The 16,005-nt window shown below is 41.7% G+C and carries 15 protein-coding genes; 8 read left to right on the plus strand and 7 right to left on the minus strand.

The annotated features are described in order from the left end of the window. The first annotated feature begins 6 nt into the window (after window positions 1-6). Window positions 7-1,560 carry a fatty acid--CoA ligase family protein gene (locus tag MHI16_RS05395; RefSeq protein ID WP_058014380.1) on the plus strand — a complete coding sequence of 518 codons (1,554 nt, stop codon included), beginning with the start codon at window positions 7-9 and terminating at the stop codon, window positions 1,558-1,560. 83 nt (window positions 1,561-1,643) lie between these two features. On the opposite strand, the gene MHI16_RS05400 is transcribed toward MHI16_RS05395, so the two are convergent. Beyond that, the gene (locus MHI16_RS05400; RefSeq protein ID WP_058014379.1) at window positions 1,644-2,051 is read right to left on the minus strand and encodes a hypothetical protein; all 408 of its coding nucleotides are present in this window, start codon (window positions 2,049-2,051) and stop codon (window positions 1,644-1,646) included. A 177-nt stretch (window positions 2,052-2,228) separates the two neighbouring features. On the opposite strand from MHI16_RS05400, the gene MHI16_RS05405 reads away from it, so the two are divergent. Beyond that, window positions 2,229-3,512 carry a M48 family metallopeptidase gene (locus MHI16_RS05405; RefSeq protein WP_058014378.1) on the plus strand — a complete coding sequence of 428 codons (1,284 nt, stop codon included), beginning with the start codon at window positions 2,229-2,231 and terminating at the stop codon, window positions 3,510-3,512. 41 nt (window positions 3,513-3,553) lie between these two features. Here the strand turns inward: MHI16_RS05405 and MHI16_RS05410 are convergent, their stop codons facing one another. The 4 genes from MHI16_RS05410 to MHI16_RS05425 all read right to left on the minus strand — a co-directional run bounded on the left by MHI16_RS05410 (window position 3,554) and on the right by MHI16_RS05425 (window position 8,652). Then, on the minus strand, window positions 3,554-4,699 hold the full coding sequence (locus MHI16_RS05410; RefSeq protein ID WP_058014377.1) for a S8 family peptidase: 1,146 nt from the start codon (window positions 4,697-4,699) through the stop codon (window positions 3,554-3,556). Between the two features lie 387 nt (window positions 4,700-5,086). Then, window positions 5,087-5,671 (minus strand): histidine phosphatase family protein, encoded by a 585-nt coding sequence (locus MHI16_RS05415; protein ID WP_058014376.1) that lies wholly within the window; start codon window positions 5,669-5,671, stop codon window positions 5,087-5,089. Window positions 5,672-5,732: 61 nt separating this feature from the next. Continuing rightward, complete coding sequence (locus MHI16_RS05420; protein WP_058014375.1) at window positions 5,733-7,028, minus strand: globin-coupled sensor protein; 1,296 nt, start codon at window positions 7,026-7,028, stop codon at window positions 5,733-5,735. A gap of 91 nt (window positions 7,029-7,119) precedes the next feature. After that, window positions 7,120-8,652 (minus strand): FAD-dependent oxidoreductase, encoded by a 1,533-nt coding sequence (locus tag MHI16_RS05425; RefSeq protein ID WP_058014374.1) that lies wholly within the window; start codon window positions 8,650-8,652, stop codon window positions 7,120-7,122. 145 nt (window positions 8,653-8,797) lie between these two features. Here MHI16_RS05425 and MHI16_RS05430 point away from each other — a divergent pair, with 145 nt between their 5' ends. Continuing rightward, on the plus strand, window positions 8,798-9,658 hold the full coding sequence (locus MHI16_RS05430; RefSeq protein WP_058014373.1) for an SDR family oxidoreductase: 861 nt from the start codon (window positions 8,798-8,800) through the stop codon (window positions 9,656-9,658). A gap of 62 nt (window positions 9,659-9,720) precedes the next feature. On the opposite strand, the gene MHI16_RS05435 is transcribed toward MHI16_RS05430, so the two are convergent. Continuing rightward, the gene (locus MHI16_RS05435; protein WP_003210924.1) at window positions 9,721-9,951 is read right to left on the minus strand and encodes an IDEAL domain-containing protein; all 231 of its coding nucleotides are present in this window, start codon (window positions 9,949-9,951) and stop codon (window positions 9,721-9,723) included. A gap of 289 nt (window positions 9,952-10,240) precedes the next feature. Between MHI16_RS05435 and MHI16_RS05440 the strand changes: the two genes are divergently transcribed. From MHI16_RS05440 to MHI16_RS05450, 3 genes are all read left to right on the plus strand, one after another. Further along, a complete protein-coding gene (locus MHI16_RS05440; RefSeq protein ID WP_044140707.1) occupies window positions 10,241-10,819 on the plus strand; it encodes a competence protein ComK in 579 nt (192 codons plus the stop codon). A 154-nt stretch (window positions 10,820-10,973) separates the two neighbouring features. Continuing rightward, the gene (locus MHI16_RS05445) at window positions 10,974-12,080 is read left to right on the plus strand and encodes a D-TA family PLP-dependent enzyme (protein WP_339165434.1); all 1,107 of its coding nucleotides are present in this window, start codon (window positions 10,974-10,976) and stop codon (window positions 12,078-12,080) included. A 317-nt stretch (window positions 12,081-12,397) separates the two neighbouring features. Further along, window positions 12,398-12,880, plus strand: a complete 483-nt coding sequence (locus MHI16_RS05450) for a hypothetical protein (protein ID WP_268466937.1) — start codon at window positions 12,398-12,400, stop codon at window positions 12,878-12,880. Window positions 12,881-12,911: 31 nt separating this feature from the next. Here the strand turns inward: MHI16_RS05450 and MHI16_RS05455 are convergent, their stop codons facing one another. Further along, window positions 12,912-14,351, minus strand: a complete 1,440-nt coding sequence (locus MHI16_RS05455; RefSeq protein ID WP_268498134.1) for a PLP-dependent aminotransferase family protein — start codon at window positions 14,349-14,351, stop codon at window positions 12,912-12,914. Window positions 14,352-14,495: 144 nt separating this feature from the next. On the opposite strand from MHI16_RS05455, the gene MHI16_RS05460 reads away from it, so the two are divergent. After that, window positions 14,496-15,662, plus strand: coding sequence for an MFS transporter (locus tag MHI16_RS05460; RefSeq protein ID WP_268466939.1), 1,167 nt, complete (start codon window positions 14,496-14,498; stop codon window positions 15,660-15,662). A gap of 64 nt (window positions 15,663-15,726) precedes the next feature. Next, on the plus strand, window positions 15,727-16,002 hold the full coding sequence (locus MHI16_RS05465) for a barstar family protein (RefSeq protein WP_144462409.1): 276 nt from the start codon (window positions 15,727-15,729) through the stop codon (window positions 16,000-16,002). The last annotated feature ends 3 nt before the right edge of the window (window positions 16,003-16,005 follow it).

The following is a 16,005-nucleotide window of genomic DNA, read 5'->3' on the forward strand; positions in this document are numbered from 1 at the left end:
GGGAGAATGGATTTGATCAAAAATCTAGAGCAGACGGCGATGACGAAAGGAGAAGATATCGCACTGATCTTTGAAGGAAATCAGTGGACCTACCGAGAGCTCATGACAAGTATCGAGCGCTTTGCAGATGGTTTAGTGAGCGAAGGGTTTCAAGCCGGGGATCATATCGCGCTTATTTTAGGAAATTCACCGCATTTTGTCATTTCTTTTTTTGGTGCTTTAAAGGCAGGGCTTGTCGTAGTACCAATCAATCCAACATACACGCCTAGTGAAATTGGCTATATGCTGATTACAGGTGATGTAAAAGGCATTGTTGCCCCTGAACAGCTACTGCCAGTGTACGAGCAGGTGTACGAACAGCTTCCGTCTATTGAACGGGTGATTATTTGTGCAGAAAATGAATCTGCGTGCAGATCAAGTTTTAAGGAAGTATCAGATCAACTTGTCTTCTTTGGAAAGCTTGTGTCTGGCCATGCGAAAGAGAGCGTGCATCCTTCTATTCATCAGGATGATACGGCAGTTATTTTATTTACATCTGGCACGACAGGAAAACCAAAGGGTGCGATGCTGACTCATTTCAACCTGTATTCAAATGCTAGAGACGTTGCTGAGTACCTATCCATTGATGCAAAGGACAAGGTGATTGCCGCATTGCCGATGTTCCACGTATTTTGTTTAACGGTTTGTATGAATGCGCCACTGATTCATGGCGCGACCATCTATGTCCTGCCGCATTTCAGCCCATCAGAGCTTTTGCGAATGATGGAAAAAGAGAAGCCCACGTTATTTGTTGGTGTTCCGACTATGTATAACTATTTATACCGCCAGGAAGGGCATGAAAAAGCGATGTCCTCTGTGAGAATTTGTATATCAGGCGGTGCCTCAATGCCTGTTGCTTTACTTCACGGTTTTGAGAAAAAATTTGGTGTCACGGTGCTGGAGGGTTACGGATTATCAGAAGCTTCCCCAGTCACTGCATTCAACCCTCTTGATGGAAAGAGAAAACCTGGTTCAGTCGGGACCGACATTATGAATGTGAAGAATAAGATTGTGAATGAACTAGGAGAAGAAGTCGGTCCAAATGAAGTCGGAGAGCTCATAGCAAAAGGACCCAACATTATGAAAGGCTATTATCAAATGCCAGAAGATACTGAAGCTGCACTTAGAGACGGGTGGCTGTACACCGGTGATTTAGCAAGAAGAGATGAAGAAGGATACATTTATATTGTCGATCGGAAAAAGGATATGATTCTCGTTGGCGGTTATAATGTGTATCCAAGAGAAGTAGAAGAAGTGCTTTATCAACATGAAGCTGTAGCAGAAGCCGTTGTCATCGGTGTGCCGGATCCGAACACCGGAGAGGCTGTCGTCTGTTACATTTCCCCTAAGAAACATGCTCACATCGATCAAGAAGACATCATCACACATTGTTCACGCTTTTTAGCGAAATATAAGCAGCCCCAAACGATCCATTTCATAGATGATATTCCAAAGAACACAACAGGTAAAATTTTAAGAAGAGCACTAAAGGAAAAGTATCAAGCAGAGGAAAGTAAATAAGAAAAGGGAGTCTCTCTTATGAAGAGACTCCCTTAGTGTGTACAGGTTCTATAACACTGTTCAGAAGACAAAGAGATAAAATTTCAGCTCTTTTGAATGGCTTCTTTTAACTGTTTCTGAAAAGAATGAGACTGTTTTTGATTCAGCTCATAATAAGTCCCATCTACTAAAAAAACAACCTGCGAACGGTTTGTCCAAAGCTGAAAGGTGGTGCCGTTTGTTCGGCCGTACATCACCTTGGCGATATAATCTGGTTTCTTTAAATTTTTTTTGAGATGATTGCTTGTTTGTTTGCCTTTGTTTAATTCTTCTATTAAATCTTCTGCTGTGTCCTTATCATCTATTTCATAAGAAATGGACTCGTTTTCAGATGAAAGGAGCAATTTTTCTGCTCGATTCTCATCAAAGATGTCGCTCGTCCGGCTGAATACATAAAAGAAGGTAATAAGTAAAAGTCCAAAGATCACAACTCCTGCAAGGATTTTCTTCATTTCGATCCTCCAACTCACTATTTTATATGTAGCATCTCCGATTTTTGAATAGCATAATCATTTTTTTCGTGAAAGCTTTTTCAGATAGGGCATGCTATGATGGAGCCACATGAGACAGGTTCTAAACAAAAGAATGGATGCTTAGAATAGAGAAAGGGATGGAAAGGAGGCTGACCTGTGCGAGGACGTAAGTGGGTAGCTCTTGCAACGGTAGCATACATATTGTACGGTCTTTTTATTTATTCTTATTTGTTTCTATTTGGGGATGCATCGGTTCCTGACAGTGTAAAAGGAACAAGTGCAGATCCGCATACCTTTATGACAAGCCATGAGCTTGTCATCAGCGAGAATTTCTCGAACATACGTAACTTGCTGTTTTTCATGACAATTCCATTAGATTGGTATGTCTTTTTTCTTCTGCTCATTTCAGGGTTTTCACGAAAATTAGCAGACTGGAGTCTGGCAGCAGCTCGTTTTACATTTTTAAGCAAACTTGTATATGTGTTTGTATTGTCGCTGTTGACAATGCTGATTGCGCTTCCCATTAAGTGGATCGGCTATCAGCTGTCTTTGCACTACGGAGTATCTGCTCAAAGTACGGCAAGCTGGTTGAAAGATCAAATTCTAGATTTCTGGATTCAATATCCGCTTCTTGCCCTATGTGCAATTATATTCTTTTGGCTTATTCAAAAAAGAAGAAAGCGCTGGTGGCTGTATGCTTGGTGTCTGACAGTCCCATTCACACTATTTCTCTTCTTTATACAGCCAGTCGTCATTGATCCGTTATATAACAGTTTTTATCCACTAAAGGATCAAGCTCTTGAGAACAAGATCTTAACGCTTGCAGACAAAGCTCATATCCCGGCAGATCATGTATATGAGGTCAATATGTCTGAGAAAACGAACACGATGAATGCTTATGTCACAGGGATTGGTGAAAATAAGCGTATTGTGTTATGGGATACGACACTGCAAAAGCTGAAAGATCGCGAAATTTTATTTATCATGGCGCATGAAATGGGACATTACGTCATGAAGCATGTCTATATAGGATTAGCAGGATATTTAGTACTGTCGTTTGCGGGATTTTTTGCAATCGACCGTCTCTATTTTTATTTCTATCGCAAAGGAGCAGTTCTATTTCGGCTGAGGGAGCCGCGCGATATCGCCGCTCTTCCGCTTCTTCTCATGATTGTATCGATGCTGTCATTTGCAGCATCACCTTTTACAAATGCAGTTTCAAGACATCAAGAACGTGCAGCAGATGAGTATGCGATAAACCTGACTAAAGACGGAGAGGCAGGGGTGACGTCTTTTCAAAAGCTTGCAAAATCAGGACTGTCTCAGGTGAATCCACCACTTTTAGTGAAGGTCTTCCGCTACGGGCACCCAACGATGATGGAGAGAATTATGGAGATGGAAAAAGCAGCGGAAAAAGAGGAAACATCGAGGAAGCAATAAATAAAATCCGGCTGCATCAGCCGGATTTTATTTATTCTTTTTTAGTTAGAAGCCGCTTGAACGTTGATTAACCCTTTTCCGTAATAGAAGGAGTTACCAAGCGGTGTTGCTGTGTTTTCTAAGCGCTGACGAACCTGAGAAGTTGATAGGTTCGGGTACTTAGAAAGGATAAGCGCTGCTGCTCCTGCTACATGAGGAGACGCCATAGACGTTCCAGTATAGGAAGTGTATCCACTGCTTGGTACAGTACTTAAAATAGAAGTACCAGGTGCAGAAACATCTAATTCAGGACCTGCGCTGGAAGACGTATTTCTGACATTGCTGCTGTTTACATTGGCAACGGCAATGGTAGAATCATATTTTGCTGGATAGCCAACTGTACTTGTAGAACCAGTGGAACCTGAGTTACCTGCAGCCGCTACAACAACGACTCCGCGATTATTCGCTGTATCAACGGCATTTTTAAGCGCTGTTGAACCGTTTGGTCCGCCTAAGCTCATGTTGATGACATCCATATTATTGGCTACTGCCCATTCAATACCGCTAATGATCCAGCTATATTGTCCGTCGCCATAGCGGTCTAATACTTTAACAGCATATAGGGAAGCACTTGGAGCGACTCCAAGAACACCAATTGTGTTATCAAGGGCAGCGATCGTTCCGGCTACGTGAGTTCCATGTGATTGAAAGTCTTGGGTGGCATTTGGTTCTGAAGGGACGAAGCTGGCACCGCCTGCAACATTTAAGTCAGGGTGTGCAGCGTGGATGCCCGTATCAAGGACAGCTACTTTGACATTAGCACCTTTATAACCTTGAGCGTGTACAGCGGGAGCTTTGATTTGAGGGATTCCATAAGGGACGGTTTGTGCATATGCTTCTGCTTTGTGGTCTTCTTCTACGTAAGCAATGCTAGGGTCATGTTCAAGTTTTTTTGCGGCTTGTTCGGACATCTTTACTTGTGCGGCATTAATGAGACGATATTGCTTTTCTAGTTTTCCACCATTTTGAGTGACGGCTTGTTTCTTAGAGCTGTTTGTAGTGGCAGAGGCTTTAAAGCCAACAATATAGCTCTTTTCACTATCTGACTTTGAGACCGTTTCGGCATTTGCCATGGAGCCTCCAAACCCTGCTGAAAACAAAAGAGGGACAGCCAATAAAACACTTGTCATCACATTTTTCTTTTTCACGCACAATCCACATCCCTTTTTTTTATTTCAGAATAATCATCCGTAGTCTATAAGAATGATCCGTTTGACTATTCTGTATATTCAGTTTAATGGAAGTAGGCAAATAAGAGTAGACCTGAATTTTTGTGAAAGTCCTAGCGAAAATTGGGGAATTAAGTCACTTGGAAATGATGGTAAAATATGTTTATTCTACTATTTCAGCGGTTATCTATTAAAAAGGAAGTGTGCTTTTTTTCTTATGATCCATTTCTGGAGAAATATTCGATACACGAAAAGCCTTAAAATAGGTAGAAACGTCTAGCATCTATTTCGAATTTCGATATAAAAAAATATTATTTTATCATTGTTTTTGTCATTTAAAAAGAACCTGTTTACATAACAGGTTCTTTAAGTAGGAGAGGATTGAGTTAAATGGCTGACCACATTGTAATCAAGCACCTTCCATTTACCATCTTTCCATTCCACATAATTTAAGCAAGCATTGACGAGTCTCGTGTTCTCAAGACCAAGATGTTCATCCGCTAAGGTGGTGAGTAAAGCATGGATGGCAGCGCCGTGTGCCACGATCAGGACTTGTTGATTCGGATAGGCTGCTCTGACTTTCTCAATGCCTTCTACCATTCGATCTTGAATTGTCTCAAGCGGCTCCATATTTGGATACTGTTTATTTGGAAACAGCTTTTGGCGCTCCTCAAATGACATGCCTTCAGCATCGCCATAATCACGTTCAATGAAATCATCCATGATGACAAGAGGCGCATCTACATGTTTTAAAATCAAATGTGCTGTTTCTTTTGCCCTTGTAAGTGGACTGGAAATGACAACATCCCAATGGGCATCTTTTAAATAAAGGCCCGTTTGTTCAGCCTGCCATTTACCAGTATCATTTAAAGGGATATCTGTTCGTCCTTGAATTCGTTTCGCTGCATTCCAATCTGTTTCCCCGTGTCTGACTAGGCAAATTGTTGTCAATCAAATCCCGCCTTTTCTATCTTTTCTTCTATTATACTAAAGCAGAAGAAAAAAGACTGGATTAGCGATTTGTGAGACTTGTTAAGGATTCGACTGAGCTGGCAACTTGAGACACCGTTTGTTTGACTTCCTTCAGTTCGTTTAGGAAGGTTTGAAGGTCTATTTCAATTTTTCCATTTTGATTTTTGCTTAAGTTCATGCTGCTGACGATATCATCGAAGAGCGAATTGATTTGAGTCATTTTTTCTTTACTATCTGTCACGAGTAAATTCACGTCCCCAATGTGCTGAGACACAATGGAGATTTGTGAATTGGTATTGTTGACAAGTTCAGATACGGTTGACACCGTTTTCTTTGTGTCCTCTGATAATTTACGAACCTCGTTTGCGACGACAGCAAAGCCTTTTCCGTGTTCGCCTGCTCGTGCAGATTCGATGGAAGCATTTAAAGATAACAAGTTCGTCTGCTCTGCAATGCCTGTGACAATCCCAAAGATTTGTTCAATCTGTTTTGCGATTTCTTCTAAACGCTTAATTTCTGTTTCAATCTTTGTCATGCTGCCATCAATTTGGTTCATTTGTGTTTGTTGAATTTCTAATTCTTTTTTACCGCCGATCGATTTTTCCTCAACCTGTGCTGAAATTTGCGTTCCAGCTTGTGACATGTCTGCCATCTCATCAGATTTTGATACAAGCTTGTCCACTGCATTTGTTGTGTTAGAGAAGAGAGAAGCAAGTGAATTTGATGTTTCTGTGATCTTTGTATGGAGCTCCTGCTGCTGCTGTTCTGCTTCATCACGAATTTTAGAATATTCATTTTGGAACGTATCAAGGACAAGCTGCTGTTCTAAATTTAAAATTTTCGTCGTCGCTTTCACTGCTGTCTGATATTCTTTGAAATCTTGGATATGCTGAGCAAATAAATCCATAATCGATAGCAGAAGATCCTGGAATGCTGCCATATACCACTTAGGCTGAAGGCCAATCCGTAAATGAACTTGCGCAATTTTAATTCGTTTTGCCACATAGGCTTCATCAACCACACCTGCAAACATTTCACTAATATGAATGCGGAGTGTTTTTTTCAGACGCTCGACAGAACTATTATCCTGAATGATATGCATCAAGGAAGACTCAACTTCTAAATTTTTATAAAATTTATCAACGATATGTGCGATATCGTCCTGAACAATTGGATTGAGCTGTTTTAGAATCAATAGGTCATGCTGCGTCAGATCTATCATCTTGATTTGTTTTGCGATATCCGTATTGTCAGAAAAGTTGATACGTTTTATTCCATCGTCCTGCTGTGTGAAAAAAGCAGTGTTTTTTCTTTTCTTCTCTTTTTTAAATAACAATGTTTTTGTCCCCCTATAATCATCACAAATTATCAGACTTTATATTATCTATCGGATAATATTGGATTTTTTAAAGGGAATCAGTAAAATTTTACTGTTCTTTATATGACCTTTTTAGTGGTTTCTTTGCTGGGCCTTCTACTACTTCTCCAGTAATAGAAAAACGAGAGCCGTGACACGGGCAATCCCACGTGCGGTCGCTATTATTCCAAGCGACTTCACAGCCTAGGTGAGTACACGTTGTATCGACAAGAAAAATGTTCCCGTCCTCTGATTTAAAGGCACCGCATTTTTTATGTTCATAAGAGACAATACCGCCTTCACCTGGCTTTAAATCATCAATGGTTTGATCGGTTCGTTTTAATTTACCACTGATCAGCTTGGCTGCGACATTGCTGTTTTCTTTAACGAAATCTTTGACGAAAGAATCAGAAACAGGTCTTGATGGCGTAAAAATGGATTCGTATGGATTCGATTTTTCTTCAATCAAATCACCGATAAGAGTAGCTGCGACATGGCTTGTTGTCATGCCCCATTTTCTAAAACCGGTCGCAACAAAGATATTTTGATGGTGTTTGGTCAGGCGGCCGATGTAAGGGATTTGATCCATTGTCACCATATCGTGTGTCGACCAGCGATACAGCACCTCTTCAATTCCAAGGGTGGCGTCTCCAAAACTTTCTAATCCTTCATAGTGAGCAGATTCATCTCCGCCTTGTCCAGTTTTATGACCTTCTCCTCCGATGAGCACTACTTCCTCACCCTCCCATTCTGCCGTTCTTAAAGAATGAGCAGGCTGGTCGATTCCTAAGTACATTCCATCTGGGAGCGGCTTCGTTGTTTTGGCTGCTACCACATAAGATTGCTCTGGGTGAATGCGCGTGAAATAAAGTCCTTTCCCATCATAAAAAGGAAAGTGCGAACAGGAAATGATATAGCGGCCTGTCAGATGATGGCCGTTTTTGGTGACGACAGCAGGGCGGTTTCCTTCGTTCACGTCAACAGCAGTTGTCTGTTCATAAATACGTACACCTCGCTCTAGGAGCTGGTCAATGAGCGCATTGAGATAATGAAGGGGATGGAACTGTGCCTGCTGCGTCATTGCTAGGGCAGCCTTGATGTCAGTATCAAAAGGAAGCGCTGTTTTCCATTCCCGATCAATCCCAAGCTGTTTGTAGGCATCTAATTCCTTTTTTAATTTTTTGACACCGTTTTCTTCCTTTGTATAGAGGTATGCATCCTTGACTTCTAGCTGACAATCAATGTCGTACTTTTGAACGCGTGCTTGAATTAGCTCTTTTGCTTTCTCATTTGCTTCTACATACAAACGGGCTTTGGGCATTCCAATTTGCTGGATCAGCTCATGGTAGTATACATCGTGCTGTGAGGTAATCTTAGCTGTCGTATGTCCGGTCGTACCTTGCAGCAGTTGATCAGCATCAATGATGATGACATCCAGCCCGCGTTCTGTCATTTCAAACGCGGTAGCGATACCGGTAATACCGCCGCCGACAATGATGACATCTGCTGTGAGATCCTCATGTACTGCAGGAAAAGAATGCTTTTGACTATCCGCAATCCATAACGATTTTGCCTGTTCCAACCCCTTATGTTCTTGTTCCATATTGTCGCCTCCAGTTAGTCACTTGTTGTGTATAATTTTTCCTCGATGAAGAAAAACATACATTCGAAAGGAAACTAGTTCGACATACATAAAAAAATAGCCAACACATAAAAATAAACAAGATAAAAGGAAGGAGTGGACAGACGTGTCAACAAAGCAGCCGAAGAAAACATTGCCGCCTCAGCATCAAAGTGAGCGTCCAGGTCTTGAATATAAAATGAATCCAAGACCTGTTTTTGATCGAGAGGTGCCGAATAAAAAATTAGCAGGGAAAACAGCCATAGTGACAGGTGGGGACAGCGGGATTGGAAGAGCAGTCTCGGTCTTATTTGCGAAGGAAGGCGCCAATGTCGCGATTGTTTACTTAAGTGAGCACCGCGATGCAGAGGAAACGAAGGACTATATTGAAAAGGCGGGAGGCCGCGCTATTTTAATTGCAGGTGATTTAGGAGATGAGGCGTTTTCAAATGAGGTCGTCAAAAAAACGAAGGATGCTTTCGGTTCCATTGATATTTTGGTGAACAATGCCGGGGAACAGCATCCGCAAAAAAGCATTGAACAGATTACCTCGCATCAGCTTCTTCGAACATTTCAAACGAATATTTTTGCCATGTTTTATTTAACAAAAGCGGTACTTCCTCACTTAAAGAAAGGAAGCAGTATCATAAATACCGCATCTGTCACAGCCTATAAAGGGCATGAAACCTTGATCGACTATTCAGCTACAAAAGGGGCAGTCGTGACATTTACGAGATCATTATCTTTATCGCTTATTAAACAGGGAATCAGAGTAAATGGGGTAGCCCCAGGGCCCATTTGGACACCACTCATTCCATCAACCTTTACGGAAAAGGAAGTCTCCGAATTTGGCGGGGATGTTCCAATGGAGCGGCCAGGTGAGCCAGTAGAGCTTGCGCCGAGCTATTTATTTTTAGCGAGCGAAGACTCCTCTTATATAAATGGACAAATTCTGCATGTAAATGGCGGAACCATTTTAAATGGATAAACAAAAAACTTGCGGTAAAGAGACGAGTTGCTGTCTCTTTGCCGCTAGTAAAATCATCATGATTAGTGTAAGCAGTGTTCTGCATATTGAGCTGACAGGTCGTTGAATCGCTTTTCATCACGCTGATCCAGTGCCTTATCAATCTCTTCTCTAAGGAAGGTTAAGCGCTGTTTATAAAGCGCCTCATCTAAAACCATTTGAATATAGATGTCTAAAATCGTCACGCCGTTTTCTTCGGTTTTTTGGGTGTTGCGGGACTTCATGAGCTCAGCATACGTTTTTTTCTCTTTCATAAAGAATCCCCCCGATGCCTTTTTTATAGTATATGGATTGGTGGAGAAAAAATCAACAAGAATTTATAATTTTTAGACAATTTATTTTTGAGCGGAATCGACACCTCTTGTCCGATCGACACGATGTGATATAACTTTAAAAAAGGCTTTTCGATAGATCAAATGAACTAAATAACACGATAAAAAAATGATTTTTAATAAATTTTGAAAAAATCCTGTCGTTTCTTATATGTTGGTGATAGATTAATAGTATCTAAAATAACCAAAAATTAACACAGGAGGAAATGAAGTGTCAGGAATTAGTGAAACACCTTTAGATTCATACGTCATTAATCAAACAACAATGGCGGTCCTTCCAGTTGAAGAAGGAAAAAGAGTATATTCAAAAGTCATAGAAAGAGAGACAAGCTTTTACGTTGAATTAAAGCCCCTGCAAATTATTGAACGCAGCTGCAGATTCTTCGGCTCAAGCTATGCAGGCAGAAAAGCGGGAACATATGAAGTAACAGGAATATCTCATAAGCCTCCCATTGTAATTGACTCATCCAATCATCTGTATTTCTTCCCAACCTATTCATCCAACCGTCCTCAGTGCGGCTGGATCTCCCACAAATACATTCATACCTTCCAGGAATCATCCCTCGGAGACACGGTGGTCATCTTTACAAATGAGCAAACCGTCAAACTCGATGTCTCATATAAATCTTTTGAGAGTCAGGTACACAGAACAGCGTATCTCCGAACGAAATTTCAAGATCGCCTTGATGGTGGTCTTCCTAAAAAACAAGAATTTATGCTGTATCCAAAGGAACAACAGCTCAACCTTGTATACGATTTTATATTAAGGGAGCTACGGAACAGATATTAACTAAAACCAGCGGCAGTACAGCCGCTGGGCTCCTTATGTTATATCGTCTTCCTTTCTCGAAGAAAAAAACATTGATAATTGTATAATAAATTATATAATTTAAATATAATGTATAAAATTTTATATAATGAGCAGCAGAGAAGGGGATATGATGATGACTTATGATGAACTAGATACACCAGCGCTATTAATTGATAAACAGGTGATGATGGAGAATCTAGCGGCTATGCAGCAATATGCGGACCGTCAGCAAGTCAAACTGCGTCCTCATACGAAAACACATAAAACACCTGGTCTTGCGAAGGTGCAGGAGGAGATGGGCGCCTCTGGCTTAACTGTAGCGAAAGTAGGGGAAGCGGAAGTGATGGCAGCGCATGGGCTGACAGATATTTTTATCGCCAATCAAATTGTAGGTGAGACAAAGCTGAAGCGAATTCGAAAGCTGGCAGAGTCGATACACATTTCATTTGGAATAGATTGTGTAGAGCATGTGCATCAAATTGAAGAGGTTTTTCGAGGAGCAGAGAAAAAAGCGGAGGTTTTAATTGAGATAGAAGTTGGAGAAGAGAGGTCTGGTGTCATTGAAGAGAGTGATTTCTGTCAAATCTTGCAGGCGATAAAAACATGTGACTTTGTTCATTTAAAAGGGATTTTTTCTCATGATGGTCACACATACAAGGCGGAAAGTAAAGCGCATTGTCAGACATTATATGAAGACGCTGTGAATCGAACGCTTCGGTTTGCACAGATTGCAAAAGAAGCAGGCATGCTGCTAGAGGTGGTGAGCATAGGATCAACGCCGCCGTTCTTATTTCAATTTGATATTCCAAAGGGAGTCACCGAAATCAGACCTGGTACTTACATTTTCATGGATGCCTCTCAGTCCAATGTGATCGGCACTTTTTCATATTGCGCAGCAGCCGTCCTGACGACAGTCATTAGTAAGCCAACAAAGACTCGTGTCATTACAGATGTTGGAGCCAAAGGGCTCACGGCACAAACCCGTACAAAAGGTCTGACACAAACAAAAGGACTAGGCAAAGTAAAAGGCTATGATGATGTATTTGTTTCCAGTGTATTTGATGAGCATGCCATCATTTATCACGAAGGCTTCCGTCAGACTGTCCAGATCGGTGAGAAGGTGCAAATCATTCCAAATCATATTTGTCCTGCTGTCAATCTCCATGAAAAAGCCTATCTCATCCAAGATGGTGAAGTAGTCGAAGAGCTTGAAATTGCTTGTAAAGGTAAACTTCAATAAATCAACAGGACAAAGCGACTTTGATGAGGCATCATCATGATGACACGAAAACATCCACCATGACCATGAATTTGTTGAAACCAAATCCATATATCCAGTCGTCTAAAGAGTGTATCGGTAGACTGTTCACCAAATAAATGACAGGGAAATGTGGATCCTTAGACGTATTTTCAAGCAATTCCTCATAAATCACAGAAGTGACACGAGCCGTCTGTTACAATAAAAGAAATCATTTCTTGTAAAGTGTTCGTATGTGGTAAAGGATCCTCCTATTTTGACCGATATGAACGAATGGGAATAGGAAATGGAGGCTCTGTATGAAAAAACAATCGCAATTGATTCTGCTGTTCACTTTGACAGTGACCTTACTAGCAGCCTGCCAGCAAGCAGGTCAATCGCCTTCAAAACAAGACACAAAAGAAGCTGCGTATGAACAATGGGTTCAGCGTTATATGGATGAGTTAAATGAAGCTTATGAGAACATGACCGACCAATTTATTTCAGATGGACAGGGAAAGATCCAAGTAAATAAAAAATTGAAAAAGGCGACGAAAGCCTTTGATCATGTGATTCAAAAGGGGCTTGCTCATCAAGAAGTTCCAGCCGCGTATCAAGAGGCAGATGAACAGTTAAAGACAGGTCTTCATTCATTTGAAAAAGGAATTGGTCAGGTGGAGCAGCTATTAAAGCGCCCAGATCAAGAAAAGCTGTTTATTTCCGCTACTCATCATCTGCAAGATGGATTGCAGAGGGCAACTGCATTTATTGAAGAAGTCGGCCGTATTCAGCAATCAACGTAAAAAAGCTTGGAAGACGGACTTCCAAGCTTTTTTACATATAAAGTATTTGCTTTAAGCGGCGCACACCTTCTTGGATCATGTTTTCGTCCGTACAGGCGAAGCCTAGTAGTAATCCCTTTCGATTGCTCTCAAAACAATAAGGACTTAATGGATAAATGCCAATACCTGCTGCTTTTGCTGCCTCAATACTGCCTTTTTCGTCAAAGTCTGGTGCTCCTTCTAAAAAGACATGAAGACCCGTATCTGTTCCATAAATATGAAAGTGCTTGTCAAATTGTTGTGTTAAAAGGGCATCCATCATGGCAGCCTGTCTTTTTTTATATAGCTGTCTCATTCGCCTGACATATCTCGTGAAGTCTCCTTCTCTGAAAAAAGAGGCGAGTGTGATCTGTTCCATAATGGGTAGCTGCCTTTGAATGAGTGATTGCAAGGAAGCGATTTCTTTTATGACGGCTTTGGAGCCGATAATGGCAGCAAGGCGGATGCCGGGTGCTAGCACTTTGGAGAAGCTTAAGATATAAATCACATGGCCTGATGCTTCTGAAAATAAGGAAGGAAGCGGTCCGCCATGATAACGATAATCTCCATCAAAATCATCCTCTAGTATATAAGACTGATGGCTGACAGCAAATTTTAGCAGCTGCTGCCTTCTGCTCACACTCATACATACACCGGTTGGACGCTGATGGGAGGGTGTCACCGCAATCAGCTTTGTTCTTCGTGGTAATGTATTCACCATCATTCCTTCTTCATCGACGGGCGCGGGATAAATGTTCATTTCACGATGCATAAATGAAAGCCTTGCTCCAGGAAAGCCTGGATCTTCAACAGCTACTGTATCGCCTTTTTTGAGTAATACCTGTGAAATCAAATCAATGGCTTGCTGCGTGCCTCCTGTTAATACGATTTGATCCTCTTCTACATCAATGCCTCGTTCTACAGATAAGTATTGGCGTATTTCTGAACGTACTTCCCATAAACCATGCGGGGAGGAATAGCCCCAATCTTTCATCTCTAATCGCTGTAATGCTTTCATGAGCGAGCGTTTCCATATGTTTTGGAAATGTTCGTCGATGGCTGGTTCCTGATGACGAAAATCAATATCAAGCTTTTCATGAAATTGATTGGCCGACAGCCAGTGGTTCATTTGTTTCTCCGCCTCTTGAAAGTGTGGTCTTACCGGAAGAGGAAAAGGAGGCTCACCTTGATGGGGGGCGGAGGCCGCATAGTGATCACTCGAAATGACCTTCGTACCGCCTCGTCTAGATGTGCTGACATAACCTCTTGCCAGCAGTTCATCATAAGCAAGCTGTATTGTTGATCTTGATACATTGAGCTCCTGTGCTAATACGCGTGTCGGTGTTAACTGATCATGAGGATTCAGTTTTTTGGAATGAATTTGTTGAATGATCCCAGTCACGATTTGCTGCCAGAGCGGGGTCGTACTTGAGCGGTCTAAATAAATATACATCGGACACCTTCTCTCATTGTCACATATAACATGATGATGACACGGAAATATGGAGTGGTCAATAGCGTCATTTTTGGATATAGGAAGTAAGCCAAAAGGTGTGTACACTGTTCTCATATGCTTATGACTAAAGGAGAGAGTGAAATGATCCCTGCATCTAAAGAAGACACTACACACCTATCTATCATTCCATTTACATTCGTTTTATTAGGTCTTTTTATGATTACAACCGCAGTAAATCTGCAGGTGCCCCTTTATACGTTGTATGCCGAACAAGCAGGGTACGGAAAAGCGGCGACAGCCCTTGTATTTGCTGCATATGTCTTCGGACTGATTCCAGTCTTGCTTTTTCTTGGGGGGATATCTGACCGGGCTGGACGTAAACCGGTTTTATTGGTCGCACTTAGTTTTTCATTATGTGCTACCTTATTGATGATCGTACATCCTACCATTCAGATGCTCTTTTTGGCCCGGCTGCTACAAGGGGTGGGGCTTGGCCTGAGTGTTGGCACATGCACCGCTTATTTGATTGCTTTATATCCAGAAAAGTCAAACTGGATTCCAACGTTTATTGCGTTATGCAGTTCGGTTGGTTTTGGGGGCGGTGCTCTTTTTACGGCACTTCTTTCTTTTCAGCATATGACGCTTGCGCCGCTTAGCTATTGGATTGTGCTGGGCTTTTTAATCCTAACGATTGTGGGTGTCTTCTTTTTCGTTCCGCCTGTACAAGGAGATTCAGGTAAACCGATGATGAACATGCCAACATTTCCAAAAGGAACAATGCCAGCGAATGCAGCGATTGCTGTCGCGTGGTCAGTGTGCGGACTTGTGATTTCGGTTTTGCCAGCACAGCTTAAATTAAATGGATATGAATTATGGGTAGGGCCGGCACTATTTTTGATTAATATGGCAGGTGTCCTGATGCAGCCTTTTGTTCGCAAAATGAATAGCACAGCAGCGCTCCTCGCCGGATTTATTTGTCTTCCATGCGGATACGGCCTCTTGCTAATTGGAGCAAATAGCGGATCCATCATTCTTGTGCTTGCCGGAACGATGCTTGCGGGTACGGCCTGCTATGGATTTACTTATTTAGGTGGTCTTCAGCTGATTGTCGAGAGGGGAAAAAAGGAAGCAGCTAGAGCCGTTGCAGGGTTTTATTTATTTGCATATTTAGGTCTGGGTCTTCCAAGTGTTTTTGTCGGACTTTTTGCTGATTTGTACGGAACCCAGATGGTGTTGATCGTCTTTTTCTTGGTCGTTTTGGCAGCTTGTCTCATCCTTTTGATCTCAAGTGTCAAGAAACAAAAGTGAGGAGCCTGGCTTTTTCTTTTTCCTTCCATTCGTTTAAAATAAAGGTATGAGAGGGGAAGATGACATGAAAAAAGTGCAGCTGGACGGTGCATCGTGCAGGTCGCAAGAAGAGCTTCATGACCAACTAAAAACAGTTTTACACTTTCCTGACTACTATGGGAAAAATCTTGATGCCCTATGGGACTGTTTGACAGGAGAAGTAAATCTGCCAGTAAAGCTGACATGGGTGAATTTTGACACGAGCAAGGACGCTCTTGGCGAGTATGCAGAAAACGTAAAGCAGTTATTTCAAGAAGCAGAAGAGGAATTGAAGGGACAATTTCAAGTGAGCATTCAATAATGG

The sequence above is a fragment of the Bacillus sp. FSL K6-0923 genome (genome assembly GCF_038630825.1).
Taxonomy (GTDB): domain Bacteria; phylum Bacillota; class Bacilli; order Bacillales; family Bacillaceae; genus Bacillus; species Bacillus pumilus.

Coding starts and splice junctions, on each gene's coding strand:
- MHI16_RS05395 (WP_058014380.1), top strand. CDS start 7: ATGGATTTGATCAAAAATCTAGAGCAGACGGCGATGACGAAAGGAGAA.
- MHI16_RS05400 (WP_058014379.1), bottom strand. CDS start 2,051: ATGAAGAAAATCCTTGCAGGAGTTGTGATCTTTGGACTTTTACTTATT.
- MHI16_RS05425 (WP_058014374.1), bottom strand. CDS start 8,652: ATGGAACAAGAACATAAGGGGTTGGAACAGGCAAAATCGTTATGGATT.
- MHI16_RS05435 (WP_003210924.1), bottom strand. CDS start 9,951: ATGAAAGAGAAAAAAACGTATGCTGAGCTCATGAAGTCCCGCAACACC.
- MHI16_RS05445 (WP_339165434.1), top strand. CDS start 10,974: ATGACTTATGATGAACTAGATACACCAGCGCTATTAATTGATAAACAG.
- MHI16_RS05450 (WP_268466937.1), top strand. CDS start 12,398: ATGAAAAAACAATCGCAATTGATTCTGCTGTTCACTTTGACAGTGACC.
- MHI16_RS05455 (WP_268498134.1), bottom strand. CDS start 14,351: ATGTATATTTATTTAGACCGCTCAAGTACGACCCCGCTCTGGCAGCAA.
- MHI16_RS05460 (WP_268466939.1), top strand. CDS start 14,496: ATGATCCCTGCATCTAAAGAAGACACTACACACCTATCTATCATTCCA.
- MHI16_RS05465 (WP_144462409.1), top strand. CDS start 15,727: ATGAAAAAAGTGCAGCTGGACGGTGCATCGTGCAGGTCGCAAGAAGAG.